Source organism: Nocardia takedensis NBRC 100417 (assembly GCF_000308695.1).
In the GTDB taxonomy this organism is placed as follows: Bacteria; Actinomycetota; Actinomycetes; order Mycobacteriales; family Mycobacteriaceae; genus Nocardia; species Nocardia takedensis.
In genome coordinates, this window is the sequence record NZ_BAGG01000040.1 from 1 (window position 1) to 14,569 (window position 14,569).

A 14,569-nucleotide genomic window follows, 5' to 3' on the forward strand; every position below is an offset into this window, starting at 1 on the left:
TGTTCGAGGACGCCGAGCACTTCGCGCAGGTAGGCGGGGCCGAGGCGGGGCCAGTCCAGCGGGGCGGCGTCCAGGTTCGGGCAGGGCGCGAGTACCGAGAACGGTTCGTGGCGGCCGTCGGGTCGGTCGATGTACTGGGTGGGGTCGGTGAGCGCGGGGCGGGTCAGCAGCAGCGACGGGTCGCTCATCAGCGATCCCTTGCCGCGCCGCGCGGCGATTTCGGCGAAGGTGCTCTCCCAGGCCGCGCCGAAGTCGATCGTGTGGTGGGCCCGGATCGGCCAGTCCGCGGTGACGTCGGCGGGGATGGTGCCGTGCGCGACCATCGCGGACGGGGAGGCCCGCAGGCGTCGGCGGCGCAGCCCGAACCGGCGCAGCGCGCCGAGGTCGGCGGTGAGGATCGCGACGTCGCAGTCGACCGAACCGCCGTCGGCGAGTCGGACCCGGCGCGCCCGGCGACCGTCGTAGTCGAGTCCGACGGCTTCGGTGTTCAGGCGCAGGTCGCCGCCCGCCGCGGTGAAGGCGTCGGCCATGGCGGCGGTGACGGCGCGCATCCCGCCTTCGGGGAAGTACACGCCCAGCGAGGTGTCCATGTGCGGGATCGCCCCGTACACGGCGAGCGCTTCGGCGGGCGGCATGCCGGCGTAGAGGGCCTGGAAGGTGAACAGTCGGACCAGTCGCGGGTCGCGCAGGTATCGGGTGACGGTGGGGCCGAGTCTGCCGAAGCCGCCGAGTCGGATCAGGTCGAGCAGTGCGGCGCGTTTGGCGGGCTGGCGGATCATGTCCAGCGGCGAGTCGAAGTTGGTGTCCATGAATTCGCCGTATTCGGCGCGGTAGACGCGGGCCAGCCAGTCGCGCAGGCGCAGATAGCCGCGCACGGCTTCGGGGCCCGCGACGCGGTCGATCTCGGCGGCGGTGCGGTCGGGGTCGGCGAAGACGCGCACGGTCGCGCCGTCGGCGAAACGCGCGTGGTAGCCGGGGGCGAGGCGGTGCACGCGCAACGGTGGACGCACCGTCTCCCGGGTGTGCCCGACCGCGGCCAGGGCTTCGTCGATGAGTTCCGGCAAGGTCAATACCGTGGCGCCGGAATCGATCTCGTAGTCGGGTCCGCGGTAGCGGCCGACCCGACCGCCGGGATGGTCGTCGCGTTCGAGCACGGTGACGGTGCGTCCGGCGCCGCGCAGGTACAGCGCCGCGGCCAGACCGGACAGTCCGGCGCCGACCACGACGATCCGCTCGGTCGGTCCGGTGACGGTCTTCATCGCACTCCTCGATCACGCGTAGATACCACGCGCACGATGGATTCGACGGCGGTGCGGGGGCGGATCGAGGGCGCGCGGCTCCCGCCCCGAGGTGTCGGCGCGGCCGTGTCCCGGCCGCGCGCGCTCACTCGGTCTCGGTGTCGTGGTCCTCGGCCGTGTAGGTCGGCTCGGCGGGGGTCGCGGCGCACGAACGCGGTAGTCGGATGGCACGGCGCGCGGGCAGGCCCGCGCCCATGATCAGTCGCCGTTCCGTCTGCACGGCGGGGCGGCCCCGGCGCTTGCCGGGGTTGCGGGGCGCAGGGCCTGCGCCGACGGCGATGACGCGGTCGGCTGGTCCCATGACGGCTTTCATGCTGTCCTCCTGGTTGCGGCCAGAGCCATCGCGCGCAGGGTCTTCTTCGCGGATGGGGTGGCCGAGCTCTTCTCGATGGCGGCGAGGCCGCGGTCGGTGAATTCGGCGATGCGGCGTTCCACATCGTCGACGGCGCCGAGTTCGGTGAGCACGGCGCGCAGACGTTCGACTTCTTCGGCGCCGAGTTCGGTGCCGACGGTGGTGCGCAACAGTTTCGCGGCGGCCGGGTCGTTCTCGTCGGCGCGGCGCAGGGCCTCGGCGAGCAGCACGGTGCGCTTGCCCTCGCGCAGATCGTCGCCGGAGGGTTTGCCGGTGACCTCGGGGTCGCCGAACACGCCGAGCAGGTCGTCGCGCAGTTGGAAGGCGATCCCGATGTCGGTGCCGTAGTTGCGGTAGGCCTCGATCAGCGTGGGCTCGGCGTCGGCCAGCGCGGCGCCCAGGTGCAGCGGGCGCTCGACGGTGTAGGCGGCGGTCTTGTACCGGTTGATGCGCAGGGCGGCCTCGACGGATTCGTCGCCGCCCGCGTGACCGGTGATGTCGAGCAGTTGTCCGCCGAGCACCTCGGTGCGCATCAGCGCCCACACCGGCGCGAACCGGGCCAGGGCGGCGGGGTCGAGACCCGCGGCGTGCACCATGTCGTCCGCCCAGGCCAGTGCGAGATCGCCGACCAGGATGGCCACGCCGGCGCCGAACTGGGCCGGATCGCCCGCCCAGCCGCGATCACGGTGGCGCTGCTCGAAATCGACGTGCACGGTCGGGAACCGGCGGCGGGTGCGCGAGGAGTCGATGATGTCGTCGTGGATCAGCGCGCACGCCTGCACCAGTTCCAGCGCCGCGCAGGCCCGCGCGACCGCCGCGGCCTGCGGACCGTCGGGATCTCCGCCCGCGCCCTGCCAGCCCGTCCACGCGAACGCGGGCCGGGTGCGTTTGCCGCCCCGCAGCACGAACAGGCGCAGCGCCTCGGCGGATTCGACGAAGGTCGGCCCGAGCGGTTCGACCGCGGCCGCGCGGTCGGCGAAGAATTCCGTCAGCGCGGCCTCGGTGGCGGCGACGAAATCGGCGGGAGCGAGCGTCGGCGAGGATGCCCCGGCCGCGGCGGCGGCGCCGTGGTCAGCCGCCGACGGGATGCGCGTCGGAGTACCGGGTCCGGCGGACAGGACAACCTCCAGGGTCGTGCGTTCGGTGGGGGCCGCGCCCGGAAGCGCGGTGACGAGGCTCGTCGTGCTCGGGGCATGCCGGTGGACGCACATCGCGCCGGGCCGTGGTCGCACCGAGTGCGTGGAACCGGAATGCCGCGAGAATACTGCCCAGTTGTCCACGATACGCGGGTGCCGCGGCGGGTTCGCGCGCCGGCCCCACTATCGCGCGCCCGCGCGCGGGACAGCGCCCCGACCGGCGCACATCGGCCTCTACACTGGATCGGTGACTTTCGATTCCGTACGGCCCGGCCCGACCTCCCGCCGCGCCTCGGCGACCCCGCCGAGCGTCCCCGGGACGCCGTCGGTCGTGCAGAGTCTGCGCAGGCACGCGAGCCGTGCGGTGCCGTTCTCGGTGGAATTCAACCCGCCGCGCGACGAGGCGGGCGAGGCCAGGCTGTGGCGCGCGGTGCGCGAATTCGAACGGATGCATCCCGCCTTCGTGTCGATGACCTACGGCGCGGGCGGGTCGACGAAAGACCGCACGGTCCGCGTCACCGGTCAGCTCGCCCAGGAGACCACCCTGCTGCCGGTGGCCCATCTGACGGCGGTCGGGCACAGCATCGCCGAACTGCGCTCGCTGGTCGGCTCCTACGCCGATTCCGGGATACGCAACATCCTGGTGCTGCGCGGCGATCCGCCGGGTGATCCGCTCGGCGAGTGGCACCGGCATCCCGAGGGCGTCGAGTACGCCGAGGAACTGGTGCGCATCGTGCGCGATCTCGGCGATTTCCACGTCGGGGTGGCTTCGTTCCCGCAGGGCCATCACCGTTCGCCCGACCTGGACCACGACACCGCCCAGTTGGCGGCGAAACTGCGTGCGGGCGCGGAGTATTCGATCACCCAGATGTTCTTCGACGTCGAGCACTACCTGCGGTTGCGCGACCGGTTGGTCGCCCACGACCCGGTCGAGGGCGCCAAGCCGATCATTCCCGAACTGATGCCGGTCACCTCGCTGCGCACGGTGGCCCGCGCCGAGGAACTGTCCGGGCGTCCGCTGCCGGACGCGGTCCGCGAGCGGTTGCTGCGCGCGGCGGGCCCGGGCCCCGAGGAGGATCGCGCCGCGGTGCGGGCCGAAGGGATCGAGATCGCGACCGAGATGGCCCAGCGGCTCATCGACGAGGGCGCACCCTGCCTGCACTTCATCACGTTGAATTTCGCCAAGGCGACCAGCGAGGTCCTCAGCAATCTCGGCTACGGGGTGACGGCCGCGCCGGTCAGCGCCTGACCCGGCGGGTGGTCGCCCCGCGACCACCCGCGTCGGTCACGCGGCCCGCGCCGCGCGCAGGCCCCACGCCTCGGCGAGCAGCCGATGCGATTCCAGCCGGTCCTCGTGTCCGTGGGTGATCGTGGTGACCAGCAGTTCGTCCGCGCCGGTGAGGCGTTGCAGCGCCCTCAGCCGCTCGACCACCGTCGCGGGCGAGCCGACGAACTGGGTCGCGAGGCGGTCCTCGACCACGCCGCGCTGTTCGTCGGTCAACGGCGCGAGCCCGTTCGGGTCCGGGTAGTCGACCGCGCCGCCTTCCGCGCGGATGCTGTGTACCCAGTGCGGGTAGCCGCTCGCCAGCTCTCGCGCGCCGGCGTCGTCGGCCGCCACCACCACGTCGGCGGAGACCACCACGTACGGCTCGCGCAGGAACCGCGACGGACGGAACGCCGCGCGATAGGCGGCCACCGCGTCGAGCGCCGTGCCGGGCGCGACGTGGTAGGCCGCGGCCAGCGGCAGACCGAGCCGTCCGGCCAGTTCGGCGCTCTCGCCGCCCGAACTGCCGAACAACCACACCTGCACGTCGGCCCCTTCGCCGGGCACCGCGTGCAGCGCGACGCCGTCCGGGGTCTTGTAGGTCCCGTCGAGCAGCGCGAGGATCTCCTCGACCTGGTCGGCGAAATCGGGCGGGGTGGCCCCCTGGTGGTAGAGCGCGTGCAGCGCGGCCAGGTACTTCGAGCGGTCGCCGAATTCGGCGAACTCGAACGGCGGCGGGATCACCACGCCGTCGCGCACGACCGTTTCACGCGGCGGCGCGTCGGCGGGCTTCGCCGGGGTCCGCCCGCTGGGCGCGCCCCCGAATTCCGCGCGGCGGTGCGCCGAGCGGCCCAGGCCGAGATCGATGCGGCCGGGGTGCAGGGCGTCGATGGTCCCGAACGCCTCCACGATCGCGGAGGACGTGTGGTATCCGGCCTGCACCGCCGCCGAGCCGACCCGGATCCGCGAAGTGGCGGCGGCGACCAGTCCGAGCAGGGTGATCGTCGAGGAACTGGCGACGCGGACGAAATGGTGTTCAGCCAGCCAGTACCGGTGATATCCCCAGTCCTCGGCGCGCCGGGCCAGGTCGACGGTGTTGCGGATCGCCTGCTGGGGCGTGGAGCCCGCGCTGACCGGGGCGAGGTCCAGGATCGAGAGCGGGACGCTCATGCCCGGCCGCCGTTCAGGCGTGGATCCTGTTCGCCCGCTTCGATCGCGATCCGCAACCGGTTCTCGGCCGGGGCCACCGGGCAGGTCGCGTAGTCGGTGAACGCGCACGGCAGGTTCGCCGCCCGGTTGAAGTCCAGGACGACGGTCCCGTCCGCGGCGGCCGCGCCGATCCGCAGCGACCTGGCCGCCGGATAGGTGGTGACCCCGCTGGTCGCGTCGGTGAACAGGATCCGCAGATCGTCCGGCGTCCCGAAGGCGACCACGCGTTCGGTGACCGAGCCGATCGTGAACTCGACGGTGCCCGCGGCCGCGTGGTGGTGTTCCAGACCCTCGACCACCGCGCCCGTGGTGACGGTGCGCGCGGCGTCGAAGGCGGTGAATCGGCCGTTCACCGTCCATTTCGCGGCGGGGGAGTAGGTCGGGATCCCGGCGAAGGCGGCCAGCGATGGCGCCGCCGGATCGTGCACGCGCACGGCGTAGCGCCCCGTGCGCCGGATCACCTCCAGGATTCGGCGCTCGTGGCGCACGTGTAGGCCCGGCGCGCCCTCGACCGGTGCGATGATCTGCACCCCGGCGATGCGCTCGCCGTCGAAGTCGAGTCGGTCGGCGGGTTTGGCGGTGATGAACACCTTGTTGTCGGTGACCCACCAGGTGCCCGGCACGGCGTCGAGGTGTTCGGGCCGGTCGGTTAGCCAGTGCAGGCCGGTCAGGCTCAAGAAGCCGAGGGGGTCACGCAGGTCGTCCTCGCGATCGCGGTGCCACTGGGCCCACTCGGTCTCGAAATGCGTTGCGGTGGTAGCGGTCATGATGCTCGGGCTCCTTCGTGATCGTCGGATCGGGATGGGTGGTCCTGGGTGGCCGCGCCGCGGCGCGCGGAGTCGGGGCCGCGTGGGCTCTCCGGTCGACAGGTGGGCCGGACCGCCGTTGCGGTGGTCACGAGAGGCCCTTCCAGTCGATGAGCCGCGCTGCGACGGGCCCCGCGGTCTCGGCGAGGTCGGGTGCGAGACCGGCGGCGCAGTACCAGGGCACGCCCGAACGCGGTGCGCCCGTGGCGAACTTGGACCGGGCGTAGGCGCGCAGGCGGGCGGGCAGCCAGGAACGGACCGCCCCGGCTGCAGGCGTCGTGGTTGCGGCCTCCGCGACTCGACCGGCGCTCCCGGGCCGGGGCGCGGGTGACGTGGCGGTGGCATTCGTGACTCGGCCGACGCTCCCGGGGTCGGGTTCGATCGGGCCGGACGGTCCCAGCGCGAGCGCGACGGTCTCGGCGTCCGGTCCCAGGGCGCGGGAGTTCGCGTGCGGATCGTGCATCGGGGAACCACCTTCCGGATCGGGCCGCTTCACGGTTCCCGCCCGGGGCGGGGGATGGCGGCGAGCAGTTCGCGGGTGTACTCGTGCCGGGGGTTGTCGAAGATCTCGGCGGTGGAACCGGATTCGACGATGCGCCCGGCGCGCATGACGGCGACGCGGTCGCTGATGCGCCGGACCACCGCCAGGTCGTGGGAGATGAACAGGTAGCCCAGGCCGAGTTCGGCTTGCAGTCGCTCCAGCAGTTCCAGGATCTGGGCCTGCACCGAGGCGTCCAGCGCGGACACCGGTTCGTCCAGGACCAGCAGGTCGGGGTGCAGGGCCAGCGCGCGGGCGATGGCGACCCGCTGGCGTTGTCCGCCGGACAGTTCGGCGGGACGGCGCTGGGCGAAGCGGCCCGGCAGCGCGACCTGCTCCAGCAGCGCCGTGACCCGTTCGGTCCGTTCGGCGGCGCCGCCGACCCCGAACGCGCGCAGCGGTTCGTCCACGATCGCGGACACCCGCAGGCGCGGGTCCAGGGAGGCGTAGGGGTTCTGGTAGACGATCTGGAAGCGTCTGCGCAGTGCCCGCAACCGGTTGCCGCGCAGGCGGTGCAGCGGTGTGCCGTCGAAGGTGACGGTGCCGCTGTCGGCGTCGGTGAGCCGCATCGCGATCCGCGCGGTGGTCGATTTGCCCGATCCGGATTCGCCGACCAGCGACAGGGTCTGCCCGCGCGCCACCTCGAACCCGACGTCGGCGACCGCCGTCACCGCGCCGCCGCCGCGCGCGCGGAACCGTTTGCGGATGCCGTCCAGCGCCAGCAGCGGGGGACCGGTCTCGGTCCGCGCGGGCCGGAATCCCTCGAACGGCGCGAGACTGGGCGAGGCGGCCAGCAGTCGCCGCGTGTACGGATGCCGCGGCTTGCTCAGCACGGTCGAACTCGGCCCGGACTCCACGATCAGGCCCTCGTGCAGCACGATCACCCGGTCCGCGCGTTCGGCCGCGATCGCGAGGTCGTGGGTGATCAGCAGCACCGCGGTGCCGCGCGCGGCGGTCTGGGCGGCCAACCGGTCCAGCACCCGGCGCGCGACGGTGGCGTCCAGGGCGCTGGTCGGTTCGTCGGCGATGACCAGGTCCGGTTCGGCGATCAGCGCCGCCGCGATCAGCACCCGCTGGCGCTGGCCGCCGGAGAGTTCGTGCGGGTACTGCCGCGCGCGCAGTTCGGGCCGGTCCAGTCCCGCGTCGGCGAGCAGTTCGACCGCACGCGCGCGGGCCGTGCGCCGATCCGCGAGGCCGTGCACGCGCAGCGTCTCGGCGACTTGGTCGCCGACCCGCAGCACCGGATTGAGCGAGAGTCCCGGATCCTGCGGCACGAATCCGACGCGCGCGCCGCGCAACCGGCGCAGCACCCGCTCGTCGCCCAGGTCCAGCGGTGTTCCGTCGAAGGTGACCGACCCCGAGGTGAGTTCGCCGTCGGCCCCGAGCAGACCGATCACCGACTGCGCCAGCGTCGACTTGCCGGACCCGGATTCCCCGACCAGCGCGACGACTTCACCGCGCGCGATCTCGAGCGAGACCCCGGCGACGGCGGTCACCGATTCGGTGCTCCCGCGATACCGGACGCGCAGGTCCTCGATCCGCAGCAGCGCCTGGTCGCCGGTCATTCGACTCTCCTTCCGGCGGCGCGGCCGAGGCGTTGGGCGGCCAGCACGACCGCGATGATCACCAGGCCGGGCAGGGTGGTCATCCACCAGGCCGTCGCGAGGTAGTCGCGGCCCTCGGAGATGAGCGAACCCCATTCGGGGGTGGGCGGTTTCGCGCCGTAGCCGAGGAAGCTCAGCGCGGAGACCGCGAGGACGGCCATGCCGAATTCGACGGCGGCCAGCGCGAGCACCGGTTGGTAGGAGTTCGGCAGGATGTGCCGCAGCAGCACCGTGTACCAGCGGACCCCGCTCGCGTGCGCGGCCTCGACGTAGGCCGCCTGCCGGACCCGCAGCACCTCCGAACGCATGACGCGGGCGAAGTTGGCGACCAGCGAGACGCCGACCGCGATCGCGACGTTGCGGGTGCCGAAGCCCAGCGCGGTGACCAGCGCCAGCGACATCAGCAGGGTGGGGATGGCCAGCAGGACGTCGACCACCCGCATGATCGCGGCGTCCACGACCCCGCCCACGGCGCCGGACAGCAGGCCCAGCAGCGTGCCCGCGACCAGCGCGATGGCGACCGCGGTGAGGGTGGCGGTCAGCGACAGTCCCGCGCCGTGCACCATCCGCGTGTACAGGTCGCGGCCGATGTTGTCGGTGCCGAACCAGTGTTCGGCGCTCGGGCCGCGCAGTTTCTCGGCCGGGATGCCCGCGAGCGGATCACCGCCGGCGAACACCGAGGGGAACAGCGCCCAGCCGATCGCGACCACCGCGATCAGCGCCGCGAGGACAACGCCGAGGTTGCCGACCAGATTCCGCCACCGGGGGCGGACCGGGCGGGCGTCGGCGTCCGCGTCGCTCCGGTCGGTCGCGGTGCGGGTGCGCAACAGGTCAACCACGGGCCGCCACCTCCGCGATGCGCGCGGGCGAGGGGGCGGACGGGTCAGCCTCGGCCGCCGCGTCGGCGGACACACCGTCGGTGGAGGTGTCCGCGGCCACCCGTGCGGCCCCGGCCGTGATCCGCGGGTCCAGCAGCGGGTAGATCAGATCGACCGCGAGGTTGACCGTGACGAAGATCAGCGCCGAGACCAGCACGATGCCCTGGACCACCGGGATGTCCTGGGCCAGCACCGAAGTCTGGGTCAGGCGGCCCAGTCCGGCGCGGGCGAAGACGGTCTCGACCACCACCGCGCCCGCCAGCATGTTGCCGACCAGGACCGCGGCGATGGTGAGGGCCGGAACGCAGGCGGGCCGCAGCACGTGCACGCGCTGCACCCACCACCGCGAGCCGCCCTTGGCCACGGCGACGTCGACGAACGGCTGACGCCAGGTCGTCTCCAACCCGGCGGTGAGCACCTGGGCGATGACCGCGCCCGCGGGCAGCGCGAGGGTCAGCGCGGGCAGCACCGTGCCCGCGAAACCCTGTCCGCCGAACGCGGGGGCCAGCCGCCAGTGGAAGGAGAACAGTTGCAGCAGCAGCAGTCCGGTCCAGAAGGTCGGCACCGCGACGCCCACCGACGGCAGGGCCGCCAGCGCGTCGCGCAACCAGGGCCGCCGCGCGTAGGAGGCGGTGAAGGCGAGCCCGACGCCGCCCGCGACGGCGAACAGCAGCGCCAGGCCGGTCAGCGCCAGGGTGCTGGGAATCGCGTCGCCGATGGCGTCGCGCACCTGCTGACCGGTCGCGATGGACATTCCCAGGTCACCGCGCACGGCATTGCCGAGCGCGGTGACGTATTGGTCCCACAGCGGTTTGTCCAGCCCGTAGCGCGCCTGCATCTCGGCGATGGCGGCTTTGTCCACCGGGGTACCCGGCCCCGCGCCGTCCGCCGCGATCGACACGGGGTCGGACGGCAGCGCGAACAGCACGACGAAGGAGATGGTGAACGCCGCCCACAGCACCCAGAGGGCTTGCAGGACACGCAGGGCCAGATACCGCGCCATCTCAGTTCCCGCTCAACCAGGTGTCGAAGAACTGCAACCGCGCCGACGCCTCGAACTTCAGATCCTGCACCTTGCCCGCCGCGCCGATGGCCTGCGAGAGCTCCACGGTCGGAATCCACAGACCTTCGTCGAGGACACGCTGCTGGGCGGTGCGGACCAGTTCCAGCCGCGCGGCCGGGTCGCCCGCGCCCAACTGGGCGTCGAGCACGTCGTCGATCGCCGGGATGCGTTCGCGGGCACTGAGGTTGCGGCCGTCGACGCTGAAGGTGGTGCGCAGGATGTCGCCGTCGGCCCGGGTGGTGTTGTAGTAGGCCAGGTCGAAGTCCTTGGCGTTCTGTCGCGCGGTCATCTCCGGGGCCGACACCAGGTCCAGCACCAGATCCACCCCGACCTGCCGCAGCTGTTGCTGCACCAGTTCCAGGATCGCCTTGTTGCCGCCGAACACCTGGCTGAACAGGACCGCGAAGCTCAGCCGCTGCCCGTCCTTGACCCGGATGCCGTCGGGGCCGGGCACCCAGCCCGCGCGGTCGAGCGCGGTGCGCGCCGCCGCCGGGTCGTAGCCGAGTTTCGCCGACAGGTTCTGGTAGCCGGGGGTGGTGCCGGCCAATACGCTGGTCGCGGTCTTGAACTGCGGACCGAGCACCGTGTCCACGAGCTGCTGCCGGTCCAGGGCGGGCAGCAGGGCCAGCCGGACGGCCCGATCGCGCAGCGGTCCGCGGGTCACGTTGGGCTGCAACCCGAACGGCACGCCCGGGTTGGCCGCGCTGAGCAGTCGACCGCCCGCCGCCTCCAGCAACGGAACGTCCTGGGGCAGCGCGTCGCTGATCGCGTCGAGCTGCGCGGAGGACAGGCTGCCGGTGCGCACCCCGGATTCGGGGACGACGGTGAATTCGATGCCGTCCAGGTACGCCTCGCCCTTGTGCGCGAACACGTCCGAGCCCCACGCGTAGCCCGCGCGCTTGGCCAGACTCGCCGAGGCGTCCTGCTTCCACCCGGTGTAGGTGAACGGACCGCTGCCGATGTTCTGCCCCGCGCACCGCTGTTCGGCGGTCTTGGACGTGGTGGCCTCGCCCTGGATGCCCAACTGCGGCGTCGAGGACGCCTGGAGGAACTGGGCGTTGGGCTTGCTGAACTCGACCCGCGCCGTCAGCGGGTCCACGGCGGTGGTGCCGACGTAGTTGGTCAGATAGCTGGTTCCCAACTGGGTCTTGGCCGCGCCGAGGGCCAGGATCGAATCGAAGGTGCGCTTGACCGAGTCGGCGGTCAACGGCGTGCCGTCGCTGAAGGTGACCTTGTCGGCGAGCTTGAAGGTGAACACCTTCGCGTCCGGGCTGACCTCCCAACTACGGGCCAGCCACGGCTTCAGTTCGCCGGTGGCCGGATCCTGGTCGGTGAGCGAGTCCACGATCTGCCGGGCCACGTAGATGGTCTGGTTGGTGCCCGCCTGGGCCGGGTCCGAGCAGGTCGGAGCCTGGGAGAGGCCGTAGCGCAAGGTGCCGCCGGGCTGCGGCGGCCCGGCGTCGGCCCCGGTGTTCGCCGTGTCGCTGCCACAGGCCGCCAGGGTCGCGACCGCGGTGACGGCCGCGGCGGCGGCCGCGAGACGGTGGCGGGAACGGATCACGGTGTTGCTCCAGGTGTTTCGTAGGGTCGATCGGTGGGGATGCGCACGCGCCGGGTCACTTCTTCTTCGGCAGGCCGGGCGGGTTGAGCTGCGAGGCGGGCACCGTCTCGGTCTTGAGCCCCCAGCGGTCGATGACCTGCTGGTAGAGCCCGCTGCTGATGGCGTGCTGGAGAGCCTGGTGGATGGGGCCGATCAGGCCGTTGTCCTTCTTGGTCAGCGCGCCGATCAGGCCCTGCAACTGCTCGCCCGCACCGGAGAAGGTCGCGACCAGCTTGGTCTGCTTGGCGGTGGCGGTGTGGTAGATGCCGGTCGGGTTCGGGCCGATGTAGCCGTCGAGACGACCGGAGGCCAGCGCCAGGTAGTAATCGGTGGTCTGCTGGTAGTAGGCGATATCGATCGGGGCCAAGCCCTCGGCGATGTTCTGCTCGTTCCACTTCACCAGCAGTTGTTCCTGGTTGGTGCCGCTGCCGATGCCGATCCGCTTGCCCGACAGGCTCTTGCGGTCCTTGTACTCCAGATCGCTGTCGATCGGCACCTCGAGGGCGACGGTGTCGGTGCGGTAGGTGGCGAAGTCGTACTTCTCCTTGCGCTCCTCGGTGACGGTCACGTTGGAGATGAACGCGTCCACCTCGCCGGAGTCGATCCGCACGAAGTTCTGCGACCAGTCGGCCACCGTCACCTCGAGTTGCAGTCCGAGAATGTCGGCGACCAGTTGGGCGAAATCGACTTCGGAGCCGACGGTGGTCTTGTCGTCGGTGGCGTAGAAGCGCAGCGGCGGCGCCGACCCCGACGCGCCGGTGACAACGAGCTTGCCGCGATCGCGGATCGCCTGCGGGACCTGCGCGGCGATGCTGTCGACCTTGCCGGTCCTGATCCGGCTGGTCTGCTGCGGAGACAGGTCGAACTCGACCGAGCCCGCGGGCGTGTTCGTGCCCTCGGCCTCGGGGTCACCGCATCCGGTGACCAGGACCGTGGCGGCGGCCACGGCCCCGAGCAGCGCGGAGAACTTCCTGATGTGCCTGTTCATCGTGTGTGCGTCCTGGTGCTCAGCGGACCCGGGCGAGAAATGCCCTGGTACGGGGGTGTTCTGGGTTGTCGAGTACGGCGTGCGGCGGTCCCTGTTCGACGATCACGCCCGCGTCCATGAAGATCACCCGGTCGGCGACCTCGCGGGCGAACCCGATCTCGTGGGTGACGATCACCAGCGCGGTGCCGCCGTGGGCCAGATCGCGGATGACGTCGAGGACTTCGCCGACCAGTTCCGGGTCCAGCGCGGAGGTCGGTTCGTCGAACAGGATGACCCGGGGCCGCAGCGCGAGGGCCCGCGCGATCGCGACCCGCTGCTGCTGGCCGCCGGACAGGCGGCGCGGATAGGCGTCGACGAGATCGCCGATCCCGACCCGGGTCAGCAGTTCGCGCGCCTCGCGCTCGACCTCGGCGCGGTCGCGGCCCTGCGCCGAGAGCGGCGCGAGCGTCACGTTCTGCAACGCGGTCAGATGCGGGAACAGGTTGAACTGCTGGAAGACGAAGCCGATGCGCGAGCGCTGCTTGCGTACCTCGCGGTCGGGCAGCGGGTACAGCACGTCGCGGCGCAGGCGGTAGCCGATCAGTTCGCCGTCGATGTGCACGGTGCCCGAATCCAACGCCTCGAGGTGGTTGATCACCCGCAGCAGCGTCGATTTGCCCGACCCGGACGGGCCGAGCACGGTCACCACCTCGCCGGGGCGCACCGTCAGGTCGATGCCGCGCAGCACTTCGTTCGTGCCGTAGGACTTGCGCACACCGCGCACCCGCACGGCGGGGCGCGGTTGCTCGGTCCGGGGTTGCTCCGCGACCTTCTCGGCGGTGGCGGGCGGGATCTCGGGGGTCGTGGTCGTCATCGGGTGGCTCCTCGCGGCGCGGCGGTGATCTCGCTGATCTCGAGTCGCACCCGCTGCCACGGGGTCGGCGGCAGTTCGCGCTGCGCGCCCTTGGCGTAGTGGCGTTCGATGTAGTACTGCGCCACCGACAGGACCGTGGTCAGGATGATGTACCAGACGGTGGCCACCATCAGCAGCGGCACGACCCGGCCGCTGCGGCCGTAGATCACCTGCACCTGGTAGAACAGCTCGGCGATCGCCATCACCGACACGATCGAGGTGCCCTTGAACAGGCTGATCACCTCGTTGGCGGCGTTGGGCAGGATCGAGCGCATCGCCTGCGGCGCGACCACCGTGCGGAACTGGCGCAGCTTCGGAATACCCAGCGCCGCGGCCGCTTCGAGCTGACCCTGGTCCACCGAGATCAGCCCGGCGCGGATGATCTCGGCCGAATACGCCGCCTGGTGCAACGCCAGACCGATCACCGCGGCGGTGAAACCGCTGATCACGCCGTTGACCTCGAATTCGAGGAAGCCCGGCCCGAACGGGATGCCGATGCTCAGCGTGCGATACAGGTAGGCGATGTTGAACCAGAACAGCAGCTGCACGATCAGCGGGATCGAGCGGAAGGCCCAGATGTAGGTCCACGAGATCACCTGCAACACCGGGTTGTTCGACAGTCGCGCGATGGCCAGCAGGGTGCCGAGCAGGAATCCGAGCGCCGTACCCCACAGGGTCAGTTCCAAGGTCATCTTCAGCGCCGTCAACACCGAGGTCGCCGCGAAGTACTGGCCGAAGGTGGGCCAGTCCCAACCGGGGTTGGTGGCCAGGCCGTGCACGAACTGCGCGACCACGATCAGCACCAGCGCACTGACCACCCAGCGCAGCGGATGACGCGGGGTCGCGATGCGCGGTGATTCGACCGGCGGCGTGTCGTCGGCGACCGCGGGTGCGGCGTCAGGGGCGGGCGGCGCGGTCATCGACGACCTCGGCGGTGGCCT

At 71.8% G+C, this 14,569-nt stretch carries 14 protein-coding genes; 1 reads left to right on the forward strand and 13 read right to left on the reverse strand.

Annotation, left to right across the window (positions count from 1 at the left end):
• From crtI to ON30_RS09370, 3 genes are all read right to left on the reverse strand, one after another.
• Window positions 1–1,259, reverse strand: a 1,259-nt coding sequence (crtI, locus tag ON30_RS09360) for a phytoene desaturase family protein (protein WP_040705846.1), incomplete at its 3' end; no start/stop codon positions are given.
• Between the two features lie 124 nt (window positions 1,260–1,383).
• Complete coding sequence (locus ON30_RS09365) at window positions 1,384–1,611, reverse strand: hypothetical protein (RefSeq protein WP_040705848.1); 228 nt, start codon at window positions 1,609–1,611, stop codon at window positions 1,384–1,386.
• Window positions 1,608–2,780, reverse strand: a complete 1,173-nt coding sequence (locus ON30_RS09370) for a polyprenyl synthetase family protein (protein ID WP_040705899.1) — start codon at window positions 2,778–2,780, stop codon at window positions 1,608–1,610. Before ON30_RS09370 ends, ON30_RS09365 begins: the two co-directional genes overlap by 4 nt.
• A 253-nt stretch (window positions 2,781–3,033) precedes the next feature.
• Here ON30_RS09370 and ON30_RS09375 point away from each other — a divergent pair, with 253 nt between their 5' ends.
• Entirely contained in the window at window positions 3,034–4,035 is a 1,002-nt protein-coding gene (locus ON30_RS09375; protein WP_083911263.1) for a methylenetetrahydrofolate reductase, read from the forward strand.
• Between the two features lie 36 nt (window positions 4,036–4,071).
• Here the strand turns inward: ON30_RS09375 and ON30_RS09380 are convergent, their stop codons facing one another.
• The 10 genes from ON30_RS09380 to ON30_RS09425 all read right to left on the reverse strand — a co-directional run bounded on the left by ON30_RS09380 (window position 4,072) and on the right by ON30_RS09425 (window position 14,548).
• Window positions 4,072–5,220, reverse strand: a complete 1,149-nt coding sequence (locus ON30_RS09380; protein WP_040705852.1) for an LLM class flavin-dependent oxidoreductase — start codon at window positions 5,218–5,220, stop codon at window positions 4,072–4,074.
• Complete coding sequence (locus ON30_RS09385) at window positions 5,217–6,026, reverse strand: DUF1684 domain-containing protein (protein WP_040705854.1); 810 nt, start codon at window positions 6,024–6,026, stop codon at window positions 5,217–5,219. The genes ON30_RS09380 and ON30_RS09385 overlap by 4 nt, the downstream gene beginning before the upstream one ends.
• A 127-nt stretch (window positions 6,027–6,153) precedes the next feature.
• Window positions 6,154–6,528, reverse strand: a complete 375-nt coding sequence (locus ON30_RS09390) for a hypothetical protein (RefSeq protein WP_040705855.1) — start codon at window positions 6,526–6,528, stop codon at window positions 6,154–6,156.
• A gap of 29 nt (window positions 6,529–6,557) precedes the next feature.
• The gene (locus tag ON30_RS09395) at window positions 6,558–8,168 is read right to left on the reverse strand and encodes a dipeptide ABC transporter ATP-binding protein (protein ID WP_040705857.1); all 1,611 of its coding nucleotides are present in this window, start codon (window positions 8,166–8,168) and stop codon (window positions 6,558–6,560) included.
• Window positions 8,165–8,959 (reverse strand): ABC transporter permease, encoded by a 795-nt coding sequence (locus ON30_RS09400; RefSeq protein WP_040705900.1) that lies wholly within the window; start codon window positions 8,957–8,959, stop codon window positions 8,165–8,167. Before ON30_RS09400 ends, ON30_RS09395 begins: the two co-directional genes overlap by 4 nt.
• A 79-nt stretch (window positions 8,960–9,038) precedes the next feature.
• Window positions 9,039–10,088 carry an ABC transporter permease gene (locus tag ON30_RS09405; protein WP_051029120.1) on the reverse strand — a complete coding sequence of 350 codons (1,050 nt, stop codon included), beginning with the start codon at window positions 10,086–10,088 and terminating at the stop codon, window positions 9,039–9,041.
• A gap of 1 nt (window position 10,089) precedes the next feature.
• Entirely contained in the window at window positions 10,090–11,709 is a 1,620-nt protein-coding gene (locus tag ON30_RS09410; protein ID WP_040705859.1) for an ABC transporter substrate-binding protein, read from the reverse strand.
• 55 nt (window positions 11,710–11,764) lie between these two features.
• Window positions 11,765–12,736, reverse strand: a complete 972-nt coding sequence (locus ON30_RS09415; protein ID WP_040705861.1) for an ABC transporter substrate-binding protein — start codon at window positions 12,734–12,736, stop codon at window positions 11,765–11,767.
• 19 nt (window positions 12,737–12,755) lie between these two features.
• Window positions 12,756–13,589, reverse strand: a complete 834-nt coding sequence (locus ON30_RS09420) for an amino acid ABC transporter ATP-binding protein (RefSeq protein ID WP_083911265.1) — start codon at window positions 13,587–13,589, stop codon at window positions 12,756–12,758.
• Window positions 13,586–14,548, reverse strand: a complete 963-nt coding sequence (locus tag ON30_RS09425; protein WP_040705863.1) for an amino acid ABC transporter permease — start codon at window positions 14,546–14,548, stop codon at window positions 13,586–13,588. The genes ON30_RS09420 and ON30_RS09425 overlap by 4 nt, the downstream gene beginning before the upstream one ends.
• Between the last annotated feature and the right edge of the window lie 21 nt (window positions 14,549–14,569).